The organism is Alteromonas sp. BMJM2 (genome assembly GCF_027257845.1).
Taxonomy (GTDB): domain Bacteria; phylum Pseudomonadota; class Gammaproteobacteria; order Enterobacterales; family Alteromonadaceae; genus Alteromonas.
This window is the reverse complement of the sequence record NZ_JAPVOT010000001.1, coordinates 433,915-455,760: the sequence shown is the minus strand read 5'-3', so window position 1 is coordinate 455,760 and position 21,846 is coordinate 433,915. Positions and strand designations below refer to the sequence as shown.

General features: G+C 43.5%; 18 protein-coding genes. 10 read left to right on the top strand and 8 right to left on the bottom strand.

All coding sequences use genetic code 11. From position 1 onward, the window contains the following. Positions 1-143 precede the first annotated feature (143 nt). The 7 genes from putP to O9X84_RS01960 all read left to right on the top strand — a co-directional run bounded on the left by putP (position 144) and on the right by O9X84_RS01960 (position 8,374). Complete coding sequence (gene putP, locus O9X84_RS01990; RefSeq protein WP_269517843.1) at positions 144-1,649, top strand: sodium/proline symporter PutP; 1,506 nt, start codon at positions 144-146, stop codon at positions 1,647-1,649. 243 nt (positions 1,650-1,892) lie between these two features. Further along, on the top strand, positions 1,893-2,807 hold the full coding sequence (gene cysD / locus O9X84_RS01985; RefSeq protein WP_269517842.1) for a sulfate adenylyltransferase subunit CysD: 915 nt from the start codon (positions 1,893-1,895) through the stop codon (positions 2,805-2,807). Beyond that, positions 2,807-3,403 carry an adenylyl-sulfate kinase gene (gene cysC / locus O9X84_RS01980; protein ID WP_269517841.1) on the top strand — a complete coding sequence of 199 codons (597 nt, stop codon included), beginning with the start codon at positions 2,807-2,809 and terminating at the stop codon, positions 3,401-3,403. The genes cysD and cysC overlap by 1 nt, the downstream gene beginning before the upstream one ends. Next, positions 3,404-4,195 (top strand): 3'(2'),5'-bisphosphate nucleotidase CysQ, encoded by a 792-nt coding sequence (gene cysQ, locus O9X84_RS01975; RefSeq protein ID WP_269517840.1) that lies wholly within the window; start codon positions 3,404-3,406, stop codon positions 4,193-4,195. 1 nt (position 4,196) lies between these two features. After that, positions 4,197-5,612 (top strand): sulfate adenylyltransferase subunit CysN, encoded by a 1,416-nt coding sequence (cysN, locus tag O9X84_RS01970; protein WP_269517838.1) that lies wholly within the window; start codon positions 4,197-4,199, stop codon positions 5,610-5,612. A 16-nt stretch (positions 5,613-5,628) separates the two neighbouring features. Continuing rightward, positions 5,629-7,353, top strand: a complete 1,725-nt coding sequence (locus O9X84_RS01965; protein ID WP_269517837.1) for an SLC13 family permease — start codon at positions 5,629-5,631, stop codon at positions 7,351-7,353. Between the two features lie 316 nt (positions 7,354-7,669). Next, positions 7,670-8,374 (top strand): YIP1 family protein, encoded by a 705-nt coding sequence (locus tag O9X84_RS01960; RefSeq protein WP_269517836.1) that lies wholly within the window; start codon positions 7,670-7,672, stop codon positions 8,372-8,374. A 92-nt stretch (positions 8,375-8,466) separates the two neighbouring features. Here O9X84_RS01960 and O9X84_RS01955 read toward each other — a convergent pair whose 3' ends face one another. After that, positions 8,467-9,348 carry a DUF3025 domain-containing protein gene (locus O9X84_RS01955; protein ID WP_269517835.1) on the bottom strand — a complete coding sequence of 294 codons (882 nt, stop codon included), beginning with the start codon at positions 9,346-9,348 and terminating at the stop codon, positions 8,467-8,469. 82 nt (positions 9,349-9,430) lie between these two features. On the opposite strand from O9X84_RS01955, the gene O9X84_RS01950 reads away from it, so the two are divergent. Together O9X84_RS01950 and asnB are read left to right on the top strand one after the other, a co-directional pair. Further along, positions 9,431-11,104: a M28 family metallopeptidase gene (locus O9X84_RS01950; RefSeq protein ID WP_269517834.1), complete on the top strand. Its 1,674-nt coding sequence runs from the start codon at positions 9,431-9,433 to the stop codon at positions 11,102-11,104. 467 nt (positions 11,105-11,571) lie between these two features. Further along, positions 11,572-13,242 (top strand): asparagine synthase B, encoded by a 1,671-nt coding sequence (gene asnB / locus O9X84_RS01945; RefSeq protein WP_269517833.1) that lies wholly within the window; start codon positions 11,572-11,574, stop codon positions 13,240-13,242. A gap of 72 nt (positions 13,243-13,314) precedes the next feature. Here the strand turns inward: asnB and O9X84_RS01940 are convergent, their stop codons facing one another. Together O9X84_RS01940 and queE are read right to left on the bottom strand one after the other, a co-directional pair. Further along, the gene (locus tag O9X84_RS01940; protein WP_269517832.1) at positions 13,315-14,244 is read right to left on the bottom strand and encodes an amino acid ABC transporter substrate-binding protein; all 930 of its coding nucleotides are present in this window, start codon (positions 14,242-14,244) and stop codon (positions 13,315-13,317) included. 33 nt (positions 14,245-14,277) lie between these two features. Continuing rightward, positions 14,278-14,928, bottom strand: a complete 651-nt coding sequence (gene queE / locus O9X84_RS01935) for a 7-carboxy-7-deazaguanine synthase QueE (protein ID WP_269518007.1) — start codon at positions 14,926-14,928, stop codon at positions 14,278-14,280. Between the two features lie 118 nt (positions 14,929-15,046). On the opposite strand from queE, the gene queC reads away from it, so the two are divergent. Next, on the top strand, positions 15,047-15,703 hold the full coding sequence (queC, locus tag O9X84_RS01930; protein ID WP_269517831.1) for a 7-cyano-7-deazaguanine synthase QueC: 657 nt from the start codon (positions 15,047-15,049) through the stop codon (positions 15,701-15,703). 113 nt (positions 15,704-15,816) lie between these two features. Here the strand turns inward: queC and O9X84_RS01925 are convergent, their stop codons facing one another. The 5 genes from O9X84_RS01925 to O9X84_RS01905 all read right to left on the bottom strand — a co-directional run bounded on the left by O9X84_RS01925 (position 15,817) and on the right by O9X84_RS01905 (position 21,151). Further along, a complete protein-coding gene (locus O9X84_RS01925; RefSeq protein WP_269517830.1) occupies positions 15,817-16,203 on the bottom strand; it encodes a hypothetical protein in 387 nt (128 codons plus the stop codon). 36 nt (positions 16,204-16,239) lie between these two features. After that, positions 16,240-16,632 (bottom strand): hypothetical protein, encoded by a 393-nt coding sequence (locus O9X84_RS01920; RefSeq protein WP_269517829.1) that lies wholly within the window; start codon positions 16,630-16,632, stop codon positions 16,240-16,242. Between the two features lie 68 nt (positions 16,633-16,700). Continuing rightward, positions 16,701-17,627 carry a LysR family transcriptional regulator gene (locus tag O9X84_RS01915; protein ID WP_269517828.1) on the bottom strand — a complete coding sequence of 309 codons (927 nt, stop codon included), beginning with the start codon at positions 17,625-17,627 and terminating at the stop codon, positions 16,701-16,703. Between the two features lie 178 nt (positions 17,628-17,805). Further along, positions 17,806-19,821: an excinuclease ABC subunit UvrB gene (gene uvrB / locus O9X84_RS01910; RefSeq protein WP_269517827.1), complete on the bottom strand. Its 2,016-nt coding sequence runs from the start codon at positions 19,819-19,821 to the stop codon at positions 17,806-17,808. Positions 19,822-19,831: 10 nt separating this feature from the next. Further along, positions 19,832-21,151 carry an MATE family efflux transporter gene (locus O9X84_RS01905; RefSeq protein ID WP_442864492.1) on the bottom strand — a complete coding sequence of 440 codons (1,320 nt, stop codon included), beginning with the start codon at positions 21,149-21,151 and terminating at the stop codon, positions 19,832-19,834. Between the last annotated feature and the right edge of the window lie 695 nt (positions 21,152-21,846).

The window sequence follows — 21,846 nt, the reverse complement described above, 5'->3', positions numbered from 1 at the left end:
TGGCAAAAAATAAGGAGGAAGCTTACATAATAAACCCTTCAATCTAAAACCCACTGTTCACAAAGTAACCGGTGAGAGCCTACTTACGTGGAGACTCCTAGATATTGGTGATAGCATGGAGAAAAAATTCAAAGGGAACATATATGGCTACGGGTACGATTATTTCGTTGGGTTTGTATTTTGTTGTAATGTTGGGTATTGGTCTATTTGCCTACCGGCAGACGGATACCAACGTTGAAGGGTACATGCTTGGTGGTCGACAGTTGGGTCCCGCGGTAACCGCTTTATCTGCTGGTGCATCTGACATGAGTGGCTGGATGCTTATGGGTCTTCCTGGTGCAATGTATGTCTCAGGACTTTCTGCTGGCTGGATAGCGGTCGGTTTAACCCTTGGCGCACTTGCTAACTACTTACTCGTCGCCCCTCGACTGCGTATTTACACCGAAGTTGCAAATAACTCTATTACTATTCCAGATTATTTTGAAAATCGCTTCGCTGATAACTCTCGTCTTCTTAGGGTTATTGCATCTGTAGTAATTGTTGTTTTCTTTACATTATATACCTCTTCTGGCGTTGTAGCCGGCGGAAAATTATTTGAGACCTCCTTTGGACTGAGCTATGAAACTGGCTTGTATGTCACCGCCGGCGTAGTCGTTGCCTACACACTGGTAGGCGGGTTTATGGCGGTTAGCATGACCGATTTTGTGCAAGGCTGTATCATGTTTGTCTCGCTCATCATGGTGCCAGCTGTGGTCATCAGTGAATTAGGCGGTATCGGCGCATCTATCGACGCATTAGATAACATTAACCCTGCCCTTTTTGATGCCTTTATGGACGCCTCTACTAATCAAACGATTACCTTTATCGGTATCGTTTCTCTGATGTCTTGGGGGTTAGGTTATTTCGGACAGCCTCATATTATTGTACGTTTTATGGCCATACGCTCTGTAAAAGATATTCCAGCGGCTCGAAACATTGGCATGAGTTGGATGATAGTGTCTATCATCGGCGCATTAATGACAGGTTTGTTTGGGTTAGCCTATGTCACAGGCAATGGTAACGAGATTGATCCTGAAACTGTCTTCATTTATCTTTCACAAATTCTCTTCCACCCGTTAATTGGTGGCTTTTTACTTGCGGCTATTCTAGCGGCGATCATGAGTACAATTTCATCACAACTGCTGGTAACGTCTAGCTCATTAACTAGCGATTTCTATCAAGCCTTTTTACGCAAAGATGCCTCTGATAAAGAGTTAGTGGTTGCTGGTCGCCTTAGCGTAGTTGCGGTCGCATTAGTGTCAATATTCTTAGCCTACGACAGAGACAGCACCATTCTGACATTGGTGAGTAATGCGTGGGCTGGATTTGGCGCAGCATTTGGCCCGCTAGTACTGTTTAGTCTGTTTAAGCGTAAAATGACTCGTCGGGCAGCCCTAGGCGGCATGATTGTAGGTGCGGTAACGGTGTTACTGTGGATTTATCTTCCTGTCACCATTAATGGTCAGGCTTTAGGTGCTTGGATGTACGAGATTGTGCCTGGGTTTGTGCTTTCAAGCTTAACCATAATGATACTCAGCAAATCAGGTAAGCCCCGTGAAGGTGTAACCGAGACATTCGATGAATTCCAAAAGCAGTTCAATGCAAGATAATCGATAATGCTCTGACTTTTAAAAAGCCTCAAACTGCAAAAACAGTTTGGGGCTTTTTTACTTTCTGGAAAGCGAAAATAGCGCTTATGCCTAAATTGTATAGCAATTATTTTATACGGCATAAGAAAGCTATTTTAAATAGCAAAATGGCATACTACTTTTAAAATTAAATATGTTATCTTTCTATGCAGAAAAACAACCCGCATATAACTTTTTTTTATATAACATAAATCGGACTTCAAAATGACTGCAAGTATCCCGTCTATAACGCATCTGAAACAACTCGAAGCCGAGAGTATCCAAATTTTCCGAGAAGTTGCTGCTGAGTTTGACAACCCAGTAATGCTTTACTCGGTAGGAAAAGACTCTTCGGTACTGCTTCATTTAGCACGTAAAGCTTTTGCACCTGGTAAAATTCCATTCCCACTTCTTCACGTTGACACAACGTGGAAGTTTCAAGAAATGATTAAATTTCGTGATGAGCAAGCCGAAAAGCACGGCTTCGATTTACTAGTACATATTAATGAAGAAGGTGTAGAGAATGGCGTAGGTCCGTTTTCACACGGTTCAGCTAAACACACTGACATCATGAAAACTCAGTCTCTTAAACAGGCACTCAACAAGTATCAATTTGATGCAGCGTTTGGTGGAGCCCGTCGCGACGAAGAGAAGTCTCGTGCAAAAGAGCGTGTTTACTCATTCCGCGACAGCAACCATCGCTGGGATCCAAAGAACCAACGCCCAGAATTGTGGAACATCTATAATTCACAGGTAAACAAAGGCGAGAGTATTCGTGTATTTCCAATGTCTAACTGGACAGAGCTAGATATCTGGCAATATATCTACCTTGAAAACATCGATATCCCACAGCTATATCTGTCTAAGCCGCGTCCTGTAGTAGAGCGTGACGGCGTACTAATCATGGTAGATGACGATCGCATGCCGTTAGAAGAAGGCGAAGTACCAGAAATGCGTTCTGTTCGCTTCCGTACTTTAGGCTGTTATCCATTGACCGGTGCTGTTGAGTCGACGGCGGCAACCTTACCTGAAGTTATTCAAGAAATGCTGCTGACCAAAACCTCAGAGCGACAGGGTCGAGTTATTGATCACGATAGCTCCGGGTCTATGGAGAAGAAAAAGATGGAAGGGTACTTCTAATGGCCACCGACAATGTTGTTTGGCATAAACATGAAGTGAATAAAGTTACACGCTCTGAAAAGTTGAATCAGCGTCCTCGTGTTTTTTGGTTAACGGGGCTAAGTGGCTCTGGCAAATCTACCCTGGCTAATTTGCTTGAGAAAAAGCTCCACGAAAAGCAAAAGCATACCTATTTGCTTGATGGCGATAACGTGCGCCATGGATTATGTGGCGATTTAGGCTTTAGCGATAAAGACAGAGTTGAAAATATTCGCCGCATCAGTGAAGTGGCCAAGTTATTTGTAGACTCGGGCACCATTGTGCTGACAGCTTTCATTTCTCCATTTAAAGCAGACCGTGACTACTGCCGCAGTTTGCTTGAAGGTACAGAATTTGTAGAAGTGTTCGTTGATACTCCCCTTGAGATTTGCGAGCAGCGCGACCCTAAAGGCTTGTACAAGAAAGCCCGCAGCGGAGAAATCAAAGATTTCACCGGCATCGACTCTACCTACGAAGCACCTGAGTCGCCGGAAGTACACCTAACGTATCAGGATGAACCTGCAGAGCAAACCGCTGAGCGGTTATACACTTTGCTTCACGAAAAAGGATTAGTGTAAATGACACTGCCAATTAATTCTTTAGCACAAACTGTGCTGCGCATTGCCAAAGAGGCAGGCGATAAAATAATGGCGATTTATGAAAATGATTTTGCCATTTATGAAAAGCAAGACACCAGCCCCCTAACGGAAGCTGACTTAGCCGCTCATAACGTGATTGTTGATGCACTTACCGCAGAATCAGACTTACCTATTCTTTCTGAAGAATCGGCTGATATCTCTTGGGACGAGCGTAAGCAATGGCAGTCATATTGGCTGGTTGACCCTCTTGACGGCACAAAAGAGTTCATCAAGAAAAATGGTGAATTTACGGTAAACATCGCCCTGATTGAAGATGGTAAACCAACCATGGGTATTGTTTACGCACCTGCATTAAATAAAAGCTACGTAGGTATTGTAGGTGAAGGTGCTTGGACTGAAATAAATGGTGAGTTTGCACCTATTTCGGCGACAAAGCACAGTGGAAACGACGTTTGGAAAATCGTTGGAAGCCGCTCTCATCAAAGCCCTGAAATTCAGAATCTGTTAGACCAACTTATTGGTGAAACTGAGTTAGTTGCCATGGGTAGCTCATTGAAACTCTGTTTAGTGGCTGAGGGTGAAGCGCATCTTTATCCACGTTTAGGCCCGACCTCAGAATGGGATACAGGAGCAGCACATGCCGTGGCGATTGCAGCAGGCGCGAAAGTGACCGTTCTCGATCCTGCAAACCCTCTAGATTTCAATGCAGAAGACCTTACCTACAATCAGAAAGAATCTGTATTAAACCCCTTTTTCCTTGTGAGCGCATAACATGAACAACGAAAACGAATTATTGAGACAAGACATCCTGTCTTACCTAGAACAACATGAAGAGAAAGACATGCTACGTTTCCTAACTTGCGGAAGCGTAGATGACGGTAAAAGTACACTGATTGGTCGCCTTCTTCACGACTCAAAAATGATTTATGAAGATCAACTAGCAGCGATTACTAAAGACAGTAAAAAGTCTGGGACTACAGGCGAAAAAGTAGACCTTGCATTATTAGTAGACGGTCTGCAGTCTGAACGTGAACAGGGTATTACTATCGACGTAGCATACCGCTACTTCTCTACAGACAAGCGTAAGTTCATCATCGCAGATACACCAGGACACGAACAATATACCCGCAACATGGTTACCGGTGCGTCTACTTGTGATCTTGCCATCATTCTTGTCGATGCTCGCGGTGGTGTAAAAGTACAAACTAAACGCCATTCTTTCCTAGTGTCTTTATTAGGTATCAAGCACGTTATTGTTGCTATTAACAAAATGGACTTGATGGAATACTCACAAGAAGTCTACGAGCAAATTCAGGCAGATTACCTTAAGTTTGCCGAACAGCTTGATATCCCTGATATTCAATTTGTACCCTTATCGGCGCTTGAAGGCGACAACGTAGTGAGTATCAGTGAAAACACACCGTGGTTTGACGGTATTCCGCTGATGGAAATGTTGGAAAATATCGAAATTGGTGAAGATGATAATCACGATGATTTCAGGTTCCCGGTTCAGTATGTCAACCGCCCTAACCTAGACTTCCGCGGATTTGCCGGCACAGTGGTTTCAGGCCAGGTAGCACCCGGTGACGAAATTACCGCATTGCCTTCAGGTAAAACGTCAAAAGTGAAGCAAGTGGTTACCTTCGAAGGCGACCAAGAAAAGGCTTACGTTCCACAAGCCGTTACGCTAACCCTTGAAGACGAAATCGATATCTCTCGTGGAGACATGATTGTAAAGTCAGATAATCTGCCTTTACTGTCTACACAGTTTAAGACACACCTTGTGTGGATGTCAGAAGAACCGCTAATGCCCAACAAGCAGTACTTGTTTAAGTTTGCAACCAAGTCAACGCCTGGTGTTGTAGCGCATATCGATAATCAAATTGATGTGAACACGCTGGAAGAAACTGACGCAATGCACCTTAACCTCAATGAGATTGGTGTGGTTGACGTTAAATTTACCCAGCCTATTGCCTGTGACCCTTACAAACGCAACCGCCCAACCGGGTCGTTTATCGTTATTGATCGTCTCACAAATGGCACCGTAGGCGCGGGTATGGTAATTGATGCCATTTCAGGTGATGCACAGCACACTTCTCCAAACTTCTCTGAGTTTGAATTAGAATTCAATGAACTAGTGCGCAAGCACTTCCCTCATTGGAACGCTGTGGATATTTCCAAGCTATAAGCAGGACTGGACATATATGGATGTTACCCAGTTCATCGTACTGGCCATTTTTGCCAGTACGATTTTAGCGCTGATTTTTACCAATCAGCGCCCTGCCACCGTATTTTCAGGTGCGGTGTTAGGCTTACTGGTTACGCAGCAATTATCGCTAGACGACATTCTATCGAATTTAACAAACAAGGGCTTAATCACCCTTGTTTTGTTACTTTTGGTCAGTAGTGCCATCGATAAAACTGCACTCATTAAACGGTTGGGTAGAAAGCTCGTTACGGCTGACTTCACCCGCTCGTACTGGCGATTATTTTCGCTCACCTTTATTTCATCAGCACTGTTAAATAACACGGCTATTGTGGCCAGTCTCATTGGTCCGATAAAGCAAAACCAACATCACCCTGCTTCAAGATTACTCATCCCGTTGTCTTATGCCGCGATTTTAGGTGGAACGGTTACCCTTATAGGTACTTCTACTAACTTAATAGTAGACAGCTTTTTGCAAGAGCACGGGCACCCTGGTTTCAACTTCTTTGACTTTACCTTGTATGGCACAGTGGCAGGATTAAGCTGTGGCTTACTTATGTTTGTATTACTGCCGCTTTTGCCGAATATCAGTAACAAAGACAGCAACTACTTTGAATACATGGTCGAGGCCGAGGTAGAAGCGGGTTCAGAGCTCATTGGCAAAACCGTTGAGCAAAACCACCTTAGAAATTTACCTGAATTGTTCTTAGTTGAAATTGTTCGAGATAAAAACCTGATATCACCAGTTGGTCCTGATCTGGTTATTCTCGAAAGCGACAAGCTTATATTTTCCGGAAATGTGCAAAAGCTAGACAACCTAAGCCATATTAAAGGGTTAAGTATGTTCGCTGAAACAGACGGTGTTTTACGGGAAAGCCTCACCGAAGTGGTTGTATCTAATCGCGCTCAAATTATTGGCCAAACTATTAAAGAGTTGGGCTTTAGAGCGTTATTCGATGCGGCAGTTGTGGCTATACGCAGAGACGGCGAACAGCTATCAGGAAAGCTTGGGGAAATAAAATTAAAATCTGGTGATTTTTTACTGCTCGCTACCGGCGCTGATTTTGCGACTCGACAGAACCTAAGCAAAAACTTTTTCATACTTTCAGAGCAGAAGATAGCCCGACCGCTAACCAATAAACAAGAGTGGATAACTCTGGGCGGCTTTTTAACTACCGTTGCCCTTGCTGCATCAAATGTTATTCACTTGGCTATTGGTCTCTTATTTTTAGCCGCTGTTTTAGTGTTTATGAAAGTAACGTCTAATGGTGAAATGAAACGCAATCTCCCTCTTAACTTGATTGTTGTGATAGTGGGAGCATTGAGTTTGGCTACCGCACTAGAAACCTCTGGTGTTATTGCGGTGACTACAGAAGCGCTCTTGCCGGTGTTATCAAATACCGACTGGTTTGTTGCGTTAATCGCTATTTATTTCATCACGCTTTTACTCACCGAGTTTGTTACTAACAATGCGGCGGCAGCGTTAATGTTTCCATTTGCTTATGGGCTGGTTGAGATTATAGGGGCACCACTTATGCCCTTTGCCTTAGCCGTTGCCTTTGCAGCAAGTGCGAGCTTTATATCCCCCTTCGGCTATCAAACTAATCTGTTAGTTTACAATGCCGCGAACTACCGTTTTTCTCATTTTATAAAGATTGGTTTACCCATATCAGTAGTTTATAGCGCCATTGTGTTGTTCCTGCTGAATATCACCTATCTTTGATTGTGATGAAAAGGCTTATGCAAAATACGATAAAAAGTTAGGTTGACAGTACGTTTATATGTTCGACTCAATGAAAAGGAAGCGAGTGCTTCCTTTTTTGTTGTTTATCGATGTATAGGTAAACAATAACGTCGACGTAGTGCTTATATACCTAATAATTACTTACAAATAATCACCTAATTTGTGCCCATTTTCCTGTACTTAAATTCATCAACTCAGTAATCTATGCCCATCTAATTGATTTTCTGTAAACTTTTAGAGTGATTGTTAGACCTACTTATCTATAAAAATAACTAAACTTTTTCAGGGAGTTAGAATGCACACAGTGTCAAATCCGTTTCAAGCGTGTAACGATATATTTTTCAAACCCAATGGGGTCTTCAAAGCCGTTGGCGAGAATAACAACTGGAGCTGGATGCCTTTCTTTATGGTGATGGGCGTTACCTTAGTACTTCAGTACCTATATGTGAATTTTGTCGATATTGAATGGTTTGCAAATTTAAATATTGCCGCCCAAGGCGATATGAGCCCTGCTGAAGAAGATCAAATGCGTGCTTTTTTCACAAGAACAAGCCTAATGTGGTCACAAATGGTTGGGGCATTTTTTGTACTTACCATCGTTAATGCTATTTATGCTTTATACCTTAATCTTGCCACTCGTTCAGACGATAGCCACGTTTTTGGCTTTACTGACTGGTATGGATTTTCATGGTGGGTGGCGATGCCATACGTTGTAACGGGTTTGATTGGCGTTGCACTATTGCTTTTCGCAAACGATCATCAGATTTCTCCAGCGACACTCGCTCCTACTTCTCTTAGCTTTATACTGAGTATTCCTATGGATTCACAGTGGTATGCCTTTGCTCAAGCTCTTAGATTAGAGCTGTTTTGGGGAATTTATCTTGCGATGGTCGGTATTGCTCAATGGACATCGTTTTCTAGACAAAAAGCCGCCATTGTAGCCACCGCTCCATACCTCGTGATTTATTCTATATGGCTTGTTGCTATCCTTGCATTTTAATCTGCACATGAGGGCCGATAATTACTGGCCCTGTCGTTTTCTCATCGACTTGTTCGAGAATATGCCGACCAGTAAGCTATTGCTATGGAACCTCAGCGCTCGCTGTGCTTCCATAGCGGCAGCTGTACTGTTTGTTTAGCCCCCTTTCTAGCCGGCCTAAAATACTCTTCATTATCGTAAAAACTGTCAGGCTGCGGCTGATGCCACCCCGGTACGCCAAGTAAAGGTATAGGTTTTAATATAGGTGCTTGCTTAAAGTCATTTAATTGGGCTATTCGCTTAACCATGGCATTATCCAGCTCACTTCGTTGCTGCCACTGACTCAGCTGACTAAAACCCTCAGGAACTGCAACCGCCAGCCACTTGCCTGTTAATCCAATAAAAGGATTTAGCATCATTTCTAAATTGGCGTGGCCAAAAATAAAGGCCGTGACATCCCCTGCCCACGTGTTGCGCTTTTTTATAAACACTTCATGCCAGTTGTGCGCTGCTAGTGACGTTAAGAACGCTTCTAAATCGGCTGTGTCATTGTCTTTAGGGGTTTCCACTGCCAGTACTACGCCACATTCATCGAAATGAGTAATTCGATTGCGTCTTGCTGTACGAGGGCTAATTCCAAACTCATTGATATCATTCACATGCAACGTATTCAGCAGGCCTTTGGTTTTAGGAAACTGTATCCAGATAAGTGCGTTGAACAAGTCATGCCAATTGCTCTCCCGTGTAGGGACACGGTTATCTTCGCCAATAATAGTTTCGTAATATCGCGTTTCATTCTCCCCAAACTCGCTTTGCGCTACAAAGTAAGGCCCCTGCCAATTGGAATGAAAGTATTGCGCTAATGCATTTAGCTGCGCCGCCGAAGGAAACTCATTGAGGTCTATCACGTTCATTTCTGTCAAAAGGCGAGTAACACTTAACGAGGCACATTGAGATAAATACGTTTTACTAAAAGGAATATCTGTTGATTGCATAACACCTATTGGTTCGTTTTGTGGATTTCTCTATACTGGGGTCTATTGTAGAGCAAACTAAGATGGTTAATAGAGACTAATAATGAAAAAAATATTCTTGCCCTTACTTGTTCCTACGCTATTAAGCGTAAGTGCATGTACTCCTTCTAACGACAGTGAAACGAAGGTTAGCGACTCTGATACGTTAGCCACAGCACAAGAAGCAACAAACTTCGAATCGGTATACAACAGTATTTCCGATGCAGATATCCGAGAGCCGTTAAAAATACTCTCATCTGATGAGTTTGAAGGTCGCCTACCCACGACAGAAGGTGAGAAGAAAACCATTGACTACCTTGTTAGCCAATTTAAAGAAGCAGGTCTTGAACCTGGAAATGGCGATAGCTATTTGCAGAAAGTTGCGCTAATGGAAATCACTGCAAATCCTGATATGACAATGACTATCGGTGACAACAACTTCGCTTATAAAGAAGACATGGTGGCATCATCAAAGCGTGAACAGGCTTCGGTCTCGCTGAACGATTCTGAATTAGTGTTCGTAGGCTATGGTGTTAACGCACCAGAATATAAATGGAATGACTACGAAGGTTTAGACGTTGAAGGGAAAACGGTGGTTATTCTCATTAACGACCCTGGTTTTGAGAACCCCAAGAGTGGCAAGTTTCAGGGAACCACAATGACCTATTACGGTCGTTGGAGCTATAAGTACGAAGAAGCCAGTCGCCAAGGCGCGACCGGAGCCATAATCGTACACGAATCGGCTCCCGCATCTTATGGATGGTCGGTAGTTGCCAACAGCTGGAGCGGCCCGCAGTATGGTCTAGTTAGTGAAGACAAGGGCGCTAGTCGCGTTGCTGTAGAGGGCTGGCTGACTCTAGATGCTGCTAAACAAGTATTTAGCGATGCTGGATTGGACTTTGATGCTGAAAAAGCAAAGGCAATGTCAGGTCCTTACAACAAGGCAATGGATATTACCGCGTCGGTCACTGTTAAAAACACGTTCAAAAAATCAGAAAGTAATAATGTCATAGCCACATTACCGGGCTCTGCATTTGCTGATGATCACATTATTTACACCGCCCATTGGGATCATCTTGGCAAAGATGAAAGTAAAGAAGGCGATCAAATTTACAACGGCGCCCACGACAATGCCACCGGCACAGCAGCGATGATAGCGATGGCTAAGGCGTATTCATCACTAACGCCAAAACCTAAGCGCTCAGTTTCGTTTTTAGTGGTTACTGCAGAAGAGCAAGGCTTACTAGGCAGTAAATATTATGCTGCAAACCCAGTTATTCCGCTGGAAAAGACAGTGGCAAACATAAATATGGATGCCATGAACATATTGGGTAAAACCAACAATGTTGCCGTTGTAGGCATGGGTAAATCAGAGCTTGAAACCTATCTAAAAAAGGCTGCAAATAAACAAGGACGAGTATTAACCCAAGAAGATAAACCTGAAGCGGGATATTACTATCGCTCGGATCATTTCAGCTTTGCTAAACAAGGTGTACCGGCGCTATATGCCGAAGGCGGCAACGAACCTGCAGATGAAGAAACAGCAAAGTACCGCAAACGCATGAATGTGATTGTTACCGGCTGCTATCACCAAGTGTGTGACGAGTATCGTGAAAGCTGGGATATGGGTGGTATTGTTCAAGACACACAAATGTTGTTCGATGTAGGTGTGAATGTAGCAAATGCCCCCATGTGGCCAAAGTGGTATGAGGGCAGTGAATTTCAGCGCCAGTACTAAAGAGCAATCTCCGCAGTTTCATCACTTTGACGAAACAACCTTGACGGAGGCTTTTCTAGATTACATTAGCCTATATGAATGTAGATAAGCCGGAATAAATGTTAAGTGCCCCAATTCTCTGGGGCACTGTGTTATCCACGTTTATTTAGCTGCAGTTCTTGATTCCGTTTTTTAACCCATTCCTTCATCACTGTGTTATCAGAAAATGTTAAAAACTCAGCGCACACCTTAAGAGGTGCTTTTTTGTGCAAAATAGGACACTTTTGCGTTTATCGTTGAAACTTCGCTGAAAAGACCTAATAAATTCCATTTTATCATCATAATGTACTTGCAATTTCCTGTCAGACTGGCACATTCAAGACACGCGAATCAGACAAATCAAAAATAATAATCCTTCGCTGCTCTTCAACGAGTGCCCGACAGAAATAACCCATTTTTTAAACCAGCGAACAGAGAGAACCCGTTTTATGTGTGGTATTTTCGGTATCCTTGATATCAAAACCGACGTGTCTGAACTCAGAACCCAAGCCCTCGACTTATCTAAATTATTGCGCCACCGCGGCCCTGACTGGTCGGGTATCTGGAATAATGACAATACCATTCTTTGTCATGAACGATTAGCTATCGTCGATGTAGACACAGGTGCTCAACCTCTTATCAGCCAGAATGGCAAACACATTCTTGCAGTCAATGGCGAAATTTATAATCACAAGCAATTAGCCGCAGATTTAGACGAGCCGTACCCGTTTAAAACTCGCTCGGATTGCGAAGTTATCCTGCCATTATTTCAACAAAAAGGCATCGAGTTCATTGATGAGCTAGAAGGTATGTTTGCCTTTATTCTTTATGATGAAGAACAAGATGCATACCTAATTGCACGGGACCATATTGGTATCATCCCGCTGTATACAGGTTACGACGAGCACGGCAATTTTTATGTATCATCTGAAATGAAGGCGCTGGCGAGTGTATGTAAAACCATCAGTGAATTTCCTCCAGGCCACTATATGTGGAGTAAAGAAGGCAAACTAACTAAATATTACAAGCGCGACTGGATGGACTATGAAAACGTTAAAGACAATAGTACAGATTTAGACGAGTTGCGCGTTGCCTTTGAAAAAGCAGTTAAGTCACACATGATGTCAGATGTGCCTTATGCGGTGCTATTATCAGGTGGTTTAGACTCTTCATTAGTGTCTGCCGTTGCCGCACAATATGTTGCGAAACGCGTAGAAGATGAAGACAAAACCGACGCGTGGTGGCCGAGGCTTCACAGTTTTGCTGTTGGCCTTGAAGGTGCGCCAGACTTAAAGGCAGCGAAGAAAGTTGCTGATATGATTGGCACTGTGCATCACGAGATTCACTTCACCATTCAGGAAGGTTTGGACGCTATTCGTGACGTAATCTTTCACCTTGAGACGTACGACACCACGACCATTCGCGCTGCCACGCCTATGTATCTTATGACTCGTAAGATTAAAGCCATGGGTATCAAAATGGTGTTATCTGGTGAAGGTGCTGATGAAATTTTTGGTGGCTATCTGTATTTCCACAAAGCGCCAAACGCAAAAGAATTCCATGAAGAAACGGTACGTAAGTTAGACCGACTTCACATGTTTGACTGTGCTCGCGCGAATAAGGCAACGTCAGCGTGGGGCGTAGAAGCACGTGTTCCCTTCTTAGACAAAAACTTTATTGATGTGGCAATGCGTTTAAATCCACAAGACAAAATGTGTCTTGATGGAAAAATGGAAAAATGGATATTACGAAAATCTTTTGATAATGGCGACACATTGCCTGCCGAGGTCTTGTGGCGTCAAAAAGAGCAGTTTGGTGATGGCGTAGGCTACTCATGGATTGACTCTATTCGCGAATTTGTTGACGGCGAAGTGACCGACAAACAGCTTGCAACAGCTGAGTTCCGCTTCCCTTACAACACGCCTGATACAAAGGAAGGCTATTACTACCGCACTATTTTTGAAGGCTACTTTCCACAAGAAAGTGCGGCACGCTGTGTACCTGGTGGTAAGTCAATCGCCTGTAGCACCGCAGAAGCATTAGAGTGGGATGAAAGTTTCAAGAATAATGCTGATCCATCTGGCCGCTCTATGAAAGGTGTTCACTCTGGAGAGTCTTAAGATTTTTCTTTAGATAGCATTCTACAGTATTAAAAAACGCGACCTTTGGTCGCGTTTTTTGTGCATTATTTTTCATTTTCGGGCTGTTGCTTTATACCACAACGCCTCATTCGCCAGCGGCGTGTCGTCAGGTAAAAGTGGGTTTTCAATACTAAAAATCGTTCTCTCATCCATATTCATTTCATCGAGTATAGGCATAAATGTCGACTGGAAAAGCTCATCAAAAGAACCATCTTCAATGGCTCTTTGCAGTCCAGTCTCAATTAAATGCGCCAAAGTTTTATTGTTGTTACTTACAAAGTAATACATGGCGGTGGGGTAATAAATGGCGAGGGAAGGCTCAAGTGACACGCTAGCGCTTTTGCCTATTTTGTCTAACTCTGGGATAATTTCGATAACGGAGCGAGGGAAGAAATCCCCTTTTCCCTGGCTAAGGAAGTCGTAAGCTTTATCAAATTCCGGAACGGTGAATACATTAAACCCGTTAGCCTGAAGTATTTTTGTATCAGGCCAATCCTCCCCCTGAACCGGAACAAGCGCTCGCATATCGGCTATGGATTCAACCTCAGCAAACTTTGCTCTTTTTTGGTTTGGAATGGCAAATACCCGTAACCCAATTAATCCTTTAGCGATGGGTATTCTAATGGCGGTTAGATCTTTTTCGCGCTGAATGTCTGTCATACTCCATACCACGCTCACTTCTCTGTTTTCGCGAAGCTGCCGCATGGCTTTGCCTGTAAGCAAAATTCTATCTGAGGGCCGCAGTTCATAGTTAACGCCGGTTTTATCTAGCGCTAATTTGAGCAGCGCAATAGGGTATAGGGTCCGCTCATCGGTATCGTCTATGGGACGAGGGTAAGTAATTGTCCACAATGCGGCATGCGCATTAAGGCCTACCAACAAAAGCGTGAGTAATAACACTTTGAATAAGCCTAAAGTGTGTATCTGCCCTTCGCCGTTCCTATCCACTACCGAGGTAGCCAAAAACCATAAATTTAACATGCCTTTACTCAACACTCCTTTACTCTATACCGTCTATTCAATACCGATGTACTTGTGTGTTTGTAAAGATAGCCGCCAGTTTCTTGCAATACAAGTCTCTACAGCGAGCTGTGTTGCTCTTGGCTGCTGGCTAATTGGCTGTAGACAAATCTGCTTGCCTTTTAACGAAGAAACCGTAGAGAGAAGCGCGTCAAGCTCGTCTATATGCTTCTGCATAGCAATGGGGTGCTTTATTTCATTCGCGCGCTCTAATGCGCTTGTCAGTACTTCATAACCGCCACGCATATTGATTTTGGGCGATACTGTCACATAGGTTCGCTCATCGCAGAGTACTTCAAAGGTTCCGCTAGTCTCTATTTGCGTGGTGTAACCGTTATTGTGCAGCATTGTTGTCAGCCCCCGCAAGTCGTACATACAGGGTTCACCACCGGTAATAACAACATGAGTCGCCACATAACCTTCTTGTTTGAAAAGCGACAGCATGGTCTCATCATCTGCAATAAAGTAGGTCTCAGACTCTTCGGTTTGGTCAATGATATTTCTGGGAGCAACAATAAGTTCTTCTTTAATCTCCCAGGTGTGCTTTGTATCGCACCACGGACAACCCACAGGGCAACCTTGAAGACGAACAAATATTGAAGGGATCCCAGTGTGGGCCCCCTCTCCTTGAATAGTTTCGAACATCTCGTTGATGTTTAATGTGCTTAATACAGACAAATTGACGTCCTTTAACAATTGTATGTTGGGATTTTACCAAGGATCACATAAAATTCTGACATTATTTCTTAATTCGTGAAAATCTATGTCAGAAAACGTTGTTGTTATTTACTCTGGAGGTATGGATTCTTTCACTGTGCTGCATAAAGCACTGCGTGAAGGAAAGAAAGTACATGCCCTTAGTTTTAATTATGGTCAGCGCCATAAAAAAGAGCTCGATTATGCCGCGAGTGTATGTGATTCACTAGGTGTACCTCATAAGATTGTTGATATTAGTGCAATTAATTCACTGGTAGGTGGCTCTGCACTGACCTCTGATATTGAGGTTCCTGAAGGTCACTACGAAGAGCCGAGTATGAAGCAGACTGTTGTACCTAACCGCAACATGATCTTGCTTTCTCTTGCAGTAGGTTACGCAGTAAGCCTAGAAGCAAAAGAAGTGTATTACGGTGCCCACGCTGGAGACCATGCAATTTATCCAGATTGCAGACCAGAGTTTGTACATCGAATGAATGATGTATGCGGTATTGCAAACTACACACCTGTGGAAATTGTTACCCCTTACATTGATGAAAGTAAAACGGCTATTTTAACCGATGGGTTAACTATGGGGCTTGATTACGGCATGACGTGGACATGTTACAACGGCCGAGAAAAAGCCTGTGGAAAGTGCGGTGCTTGCGAAGAAAGACTAGAAGCCTTTAGAGACAATAACACTACCGATCCGTTAGAGTATGAATAGTAACAGGTTAATCTATGCATTTAGAATTCAACTAGAGGCCTAAGCGCTTCTAGTTGAATGCTTCTAGCTGGGCGCTTCTCGCTGAACGAAGTCGCCCCCCCCTGCTTTATTTTTCAAGGGTTTCTCATTTTAATAGATAGGCGTGTCGCTGCCATTTTCGTGAGATGCACTGCTGACACTGAAATGAAAGCGCAAACACCTAATGCCCCGCCAACGCCCTCAAGAAAGGGCAACAACAGCGAGCTAATAACACCAAATAAACACGCCGCCGCCACGACCCCTTTACTTGAAAGGCGATGAGATGATGTCATTCCTACAAAGCTTCCGCCAAAAAAGATGCTGGTATACGTATTTGCCGTCTCTGTGCCTGCTGAATAAGCGATTGCTAGATAACATACCAACGTACAGGTACTGCTTGCTCGAATAGCATTCATCCAAGATAAAATAGACAGCTTATAGGTAATAACACCACCTAAAATAGCAAAGAGTAACACTAACACTATTTAATCACCCATTTGCTAATCACCATTTACTAATCACCATTTACTAATCACCATTGTACAAAGCACAACACTGGCGACAGACACAAAGGCGATTGCACCTAGCTTTCCCCCAATGCCAATAAAATGATTTTTTAGCAATGTGTAAATTGCCGCTCCAATGAGGCTAATAACAACAAGTTCATAAGGAGAGTTAATAACATCAGAAGAGCACATGCCAGCAAACGCGCCTGCATACATGGCAGCCTGTGGATGGTGTCGAAATTGAGTGGTAGTGGGAAGGAAGCTGCCTACAAGCCCCATTGTGGCAGCACTGACCACAACAGGCACAGTCAGAAACTGATGAAGAGCAAAGCAGCCGAACAAACCAAAAAAGAAAGACAGCAGTTTTACACCGTAAAAAAGACTCACTTTCTTAATGGCTTGCACTCCTTGGCTCCGAGTTAGTCATTGCTAGAACGCGTATCCAAGTACTTTTATATCGCGAAAGAATACGGTTACTTTTGGCTTTCAGCAATAAAGTAGCTCAGTTCTTTAATGCAGTGTCGTAACACTGGGTTCAATCGCGTGTTTTTGCCGTTCATTACAAACAGTTCATGACTGAAATTAAACAAGCTGCCGTTGGCGATAGGCACTAACCCTAAAGCAGCGCCTTGCTCTTTCGCCATATAATCAGGTAGAAGACCAACGTATTCTCCTGTCATAATTGCCGACATTGCAGCGTCGAAGGAATCAGAGAATGTTTGAATGGCTAGCCTCGACTCGTCTTCAATATAGTTCGCTGATGACAGGCCTGAAATTCCAATAGCGGGATAGTCTTCAATATTCACATTATCAGGAAGCTCAGTATCTCGATATTTTGCTAGCACATGGGTAGGAGAGCAATACAACCGGCCTTCAACATTCAAGCCTACTGGGTGGAAAGTCACTGATTCAGGTTTCACCATGTCGTAGGTAGATACTACTAGATGACACTCACCTGATAGCGCCACATGTTCTACTTCGTTGTAAAGACGAGTTTGAATATTCACGTGAATATCATCAAACTTTTTCATGGTGCTTTTAACCGCTTTACTCACTGCTAAATGCATTGAAAGTGGCAAACCAGCCATTAATACAAGGGTAATGTGTCCTGAATAATCATCGTGTAACGATTTGAGGTTAAAGACAAAGTTATCGAATGCATTAAAAATACGTTTGGTTTCTTGAAAAACAACCTCGCCTTCTTTGGTCATTTGAAACCCGCCCCGCCCTCGGTGGCAAAGCACAAGATCTAGCCGTTCCTCTAATTTTTTGATTGCTGCGCTTATATTGGGTCGCTGCATTCGTAGAACGGGTTCAGCCGCCGTAAATCCATTACAACTTGCTACTGCATAAAAAACGCGCAGTAGCTTTATATCCGATTCTTGGAGACGATTTAACATAGTAGCACCTGTTTTAGGTATAGTTATTGATACTCTTTTGTTAACTATATGAAACAACACAGACCATTACAACGACAAATTGAGTCTTTTGGTTGCAACGTTGCTCGTTTTAGCTACTTGTTCGCCTTTCGCGAGTTATTCAGCTTGATGCTGAAAAACTCGCGGTCAGCTGGTGTTATCAAGATAAAGTGACGACTTGTTTTCTCAAAGCCTCTACGTCATCTCGAAGAGATGCTGCCTTTTCAAACTCCAATTCTCTGGCATATTCGAACATCTGTTTTTCGAGCTCTGCAATTTGGTCCATGAGATCCGTCGCCGTCGCCGCTTTTTTCTGTTTATTCTTCTCTTCAACCTTACGCAATCGCACCTTACCAGAGGCTGGATGCGCTCCATCACCAAGGTCCATAATATCTGTAATTGGTTTGTTCAAGCGCATTGGTGTGATGTTGTTTGCTTTATTGTGCGCCAACTGCTTCTCGCGACGCCTGTCAGTTTCATCTATCGCTTTGCGCATAGACTTCGTAATCTTGTCTCCATACAAAATAGCTCGCCCATTTAAATGACGGGCAGCACGACCTATGGTTTGAATTAACGAGCGCTCTGCACGTAAGAAGCCTTCTTTGTCTGCATCTAAAATAGCAACCAACGACACCTCTGGCATGTCTAAGCCTTCTCTTAAAAGGTTAATCCCCACCAACACATCAAATTTGCCTAGGCGTAAATCGCGGATGATTTCTATTCGCTCAACCGTATCGATATCAGAATGAAGATATCGCACTTTTACGCCGTGCTCATTTAAGTACTCACTTAAATCTTCAGCCATGCGTTTCGTTAGCGTGGTGATAAGCACCCGTTCATCTAATGCAACACGCTTGTGGATTTCTGATAGCACATCATCCACCTGCGTAGCCACCGGTCGAACTTCAATAATAGGATCGAGTAGCCCGGTAGGTCGCACCACTTGTTCTACAATGTCACCTTCGGTTTTTTTCAGCTCATAATCGCCTGGGGTAGCTGAAACATATATCGTTTGCGGGCAAATTTGCTCAAATTCTTCAAATTTCAGCGGTCGGTTATCAAGGGCCGACGGCAACCTAAAGCCAAATTCAACTAATGTTTCCTTACGAGAACGGTCTCCACGGTACATGGCGCCAACCTGAGAAACGGTTACGTGAGATTCATCAATAAACATGAGTCCATCGGCAGGAAAGTAGTCAAGCAAGGTTGGAGGCGGTTCGCCGGGTGCTCGACCAGAGAGATAGCGAGAGTAGTTCTCGATACCTGAGCAATACCCTAGCTCCATCATCATTTCAATATCAAACTGAGTACGTTGAGAAATTCTCTGCTCTTCAATAAGCTTATTCGCTTCTTGTAACTGCGTTTTGCGCTCGCCCAGTTCAACTTTGATATGCTCAATCGCGTTGAGAATTTTCTCTCTGGGTGTCACATAATGAGTTTTGGGGAAAACCGTGGCCCGCACAACTGATTTGTCCACCGCGCCCGTTAATGGGTCGAACAAACTTATCTTATCTATCTCATCGTCGAATAACTCTACGCGAACCGCTTGCTTTTCAGAGTCAGCAGGAAAAATATCAATAACATCGCCGCGAACGCGAAACGTGCCTCGCTCAAACGCCAAATCATTTCGTTTGTATTGAAGTTCTGCAAGCCTGCGCAGTATATCCCGCTGATCCATGGTGTCGCCCTGGCGAAGATGCAGCAGCATCTTCATGTAGGACTCGGGGTCGCCTAGGCCATATATGGCGGAAACACTTGCAATAATGACAACGTCTCGACGCTCCATAAGCGCTTTTGTCGCGGACAAACGCATCTGTTCTATGTGATCGTTTATCGACGCATCTTTTTCAATAAATGTGTCTGTGCTCGGAACATAGGCTTCGGGTTGATAATAATCGTAGTAAGACACGAAATACTCAACTGCATTATTGGGGAAAAAGTCTTTCATTTCCCCATAGAGCTGAGCTGCCAGTGTTTTATTGTGCGCAAGAATAAGCGTAGGACGCTGCACTTCCTTAATCACATTGGCCATGGTGAAAGTTTTACCAGAGCCCGTCACACCAAGCAGCGTTTGGCCGGCTAAACCACTTTCTAATCCGTCGACTAACGCCTCTATTGCAGCGGGCTGATCACCGTCGGGTTTATATTTCGAATGAAGTTCGAAACCTCTACTCATTACAATACCTTTATTGTGGACTAACTGGGTTGGCGTCAACTGGACTAGCACGCTCTTTAGCTACAGCATGTGCTACGGCTCTTTTAAATACCAAAAGAGATAAACCCGCCATCGCCACATTCGCAATCACATTGCCGACGAATAATCCTTGTAGACCGTATAAATAACTTCCTAAAACACTTATGGGTACGAAGAAAACGAACAAGCGGATGACACTGAGAACAAGAGCGGTCATTGGCCGATGCATAGCGTTTAACGATGAGTTGGTAAGGACAATGACTCCCTGCATACCGTATCCAAGCGGTACAATCATCAAAAACAGTTGTATTAAATTACCTACTTTAGCTTCATGAGCAAAAGCTTGTGCTATCCAGCCCGACAACGCCCACATAATTAGAAATATAAAAAGTTGCCATACCAATACAAACTTAAAGGTAATGGCATAGGCTTGCTTCACCCTTGCGATTTGGAGTGCTCCTACATTCTGACTGATAAAAGGGGGCAGCGTCATTGATAAGGCTAGTACAACAATATTGGCAATAGACTCCATCCGATTGCCCACCCCCCACGCGGCAACCGCCTCTGCACCGTAACTCGCCACAATAGCTGTCATTATGCCGCCCGCTATTGGTGTTAGCATATTTGCACCTGCAGCAGGTAAGCCAATCTTCAAAATGTCTCTCGTGCTGATGCGTAACTCGACGAGAGTCAGCAAACGGGGCAGCATTAATTTGCGGCGAACCGCTAATAGGTAAATTATCCAACCAGCGCCAATAAACCATGCAATAAATGTTGCCAAAGCAGCGCCCTGTATTCCCATTGCGGGGACCGGACCAAAGCCAAAAATAAACAAGGGGTCTAACAATGCGTTCAAACCGCCAACAGAAGCCATCACTATGCTCGGTGTTTTAGTATCCCCGCAAGCACGCAATACACTGTTTCCAACCATAGGTAATGCAAGAAAAATGCTTGATACATACCATAGTCCCATATAATCGGAAATATAGGGCATTAGCCCTTCAGAGGCGTTTAATAAGGAAAATACAGGCGTTATAGAAAAGAATCCTATGGTGGCTAATATGCCAACTAGCATTGCCGACAGCATTAACGAACCGGTGGCATAAAGTTTCGATTGTTCTAGTTCCTTACTGCCTTGAAGCCGGCCGATAATTGCGGAGGTACCGATACCTAGACCGATTGTTAAACTAATTACTGTGAAGGTCACAGGGAATGTGAAGCTAATGGCTGCCAACTGCTCAGTGCCTAGCAAGCTAACGAAAAACGTATCAATTAAGCCGAAGCTCATCATCATTACCATGCCTAAAATCATAGGGATAGTCATACGCTTTAACGTGGTCGCTATATTTCCCTCTAAAAGATTTGACGCTTTTGAAGATGACTGATTTTTTATCACTTATGCTCCTGCTTCATTTAAGTAAAGCGTTGAATGGTACGTAAACGTCTTATTCCACATTAACGTATTGTTTGTACAATGATAGTTATTACGCTGTTTTTTAATTGCATTACATTGTTTTATTGGTTGAATTACAGTGTTCTTATGACGTTGACAGTGTCATATTGCACGCTCTGCGACTATCAGCACTGAATGATTTCAATAATGTCACTATCATCTCGACAGTGTAAAATAGTAGACACCGTTACACCACGCCAACACGATGAACACGAGATGGCTTACGGCTGCTGTAAACTGCTAAGGGTTTAAAAAAGGGGTTAAGTTAATAAAATCTGGCTTGAAATATCGAGCGCTTGAACTCGATACACTTGCACTTGTACTTGCATTTACATTTACGTTTAAATTTATACTTACAATCAGGCTTTTCACGCCAACGCCGAACACTAGTTATAAACGTTATTTTCTCGATTCGGGCTCAATTCGCGTATGAATCGGTCGAAATGTATATTTACCCATCAAAATTAATCTTTGTTAGTAAACCACTATAATTTAGCTAGTCTATTTTTATGATAACTGTTATCACCAATGACTAATTGCGGCCCGATATGTTG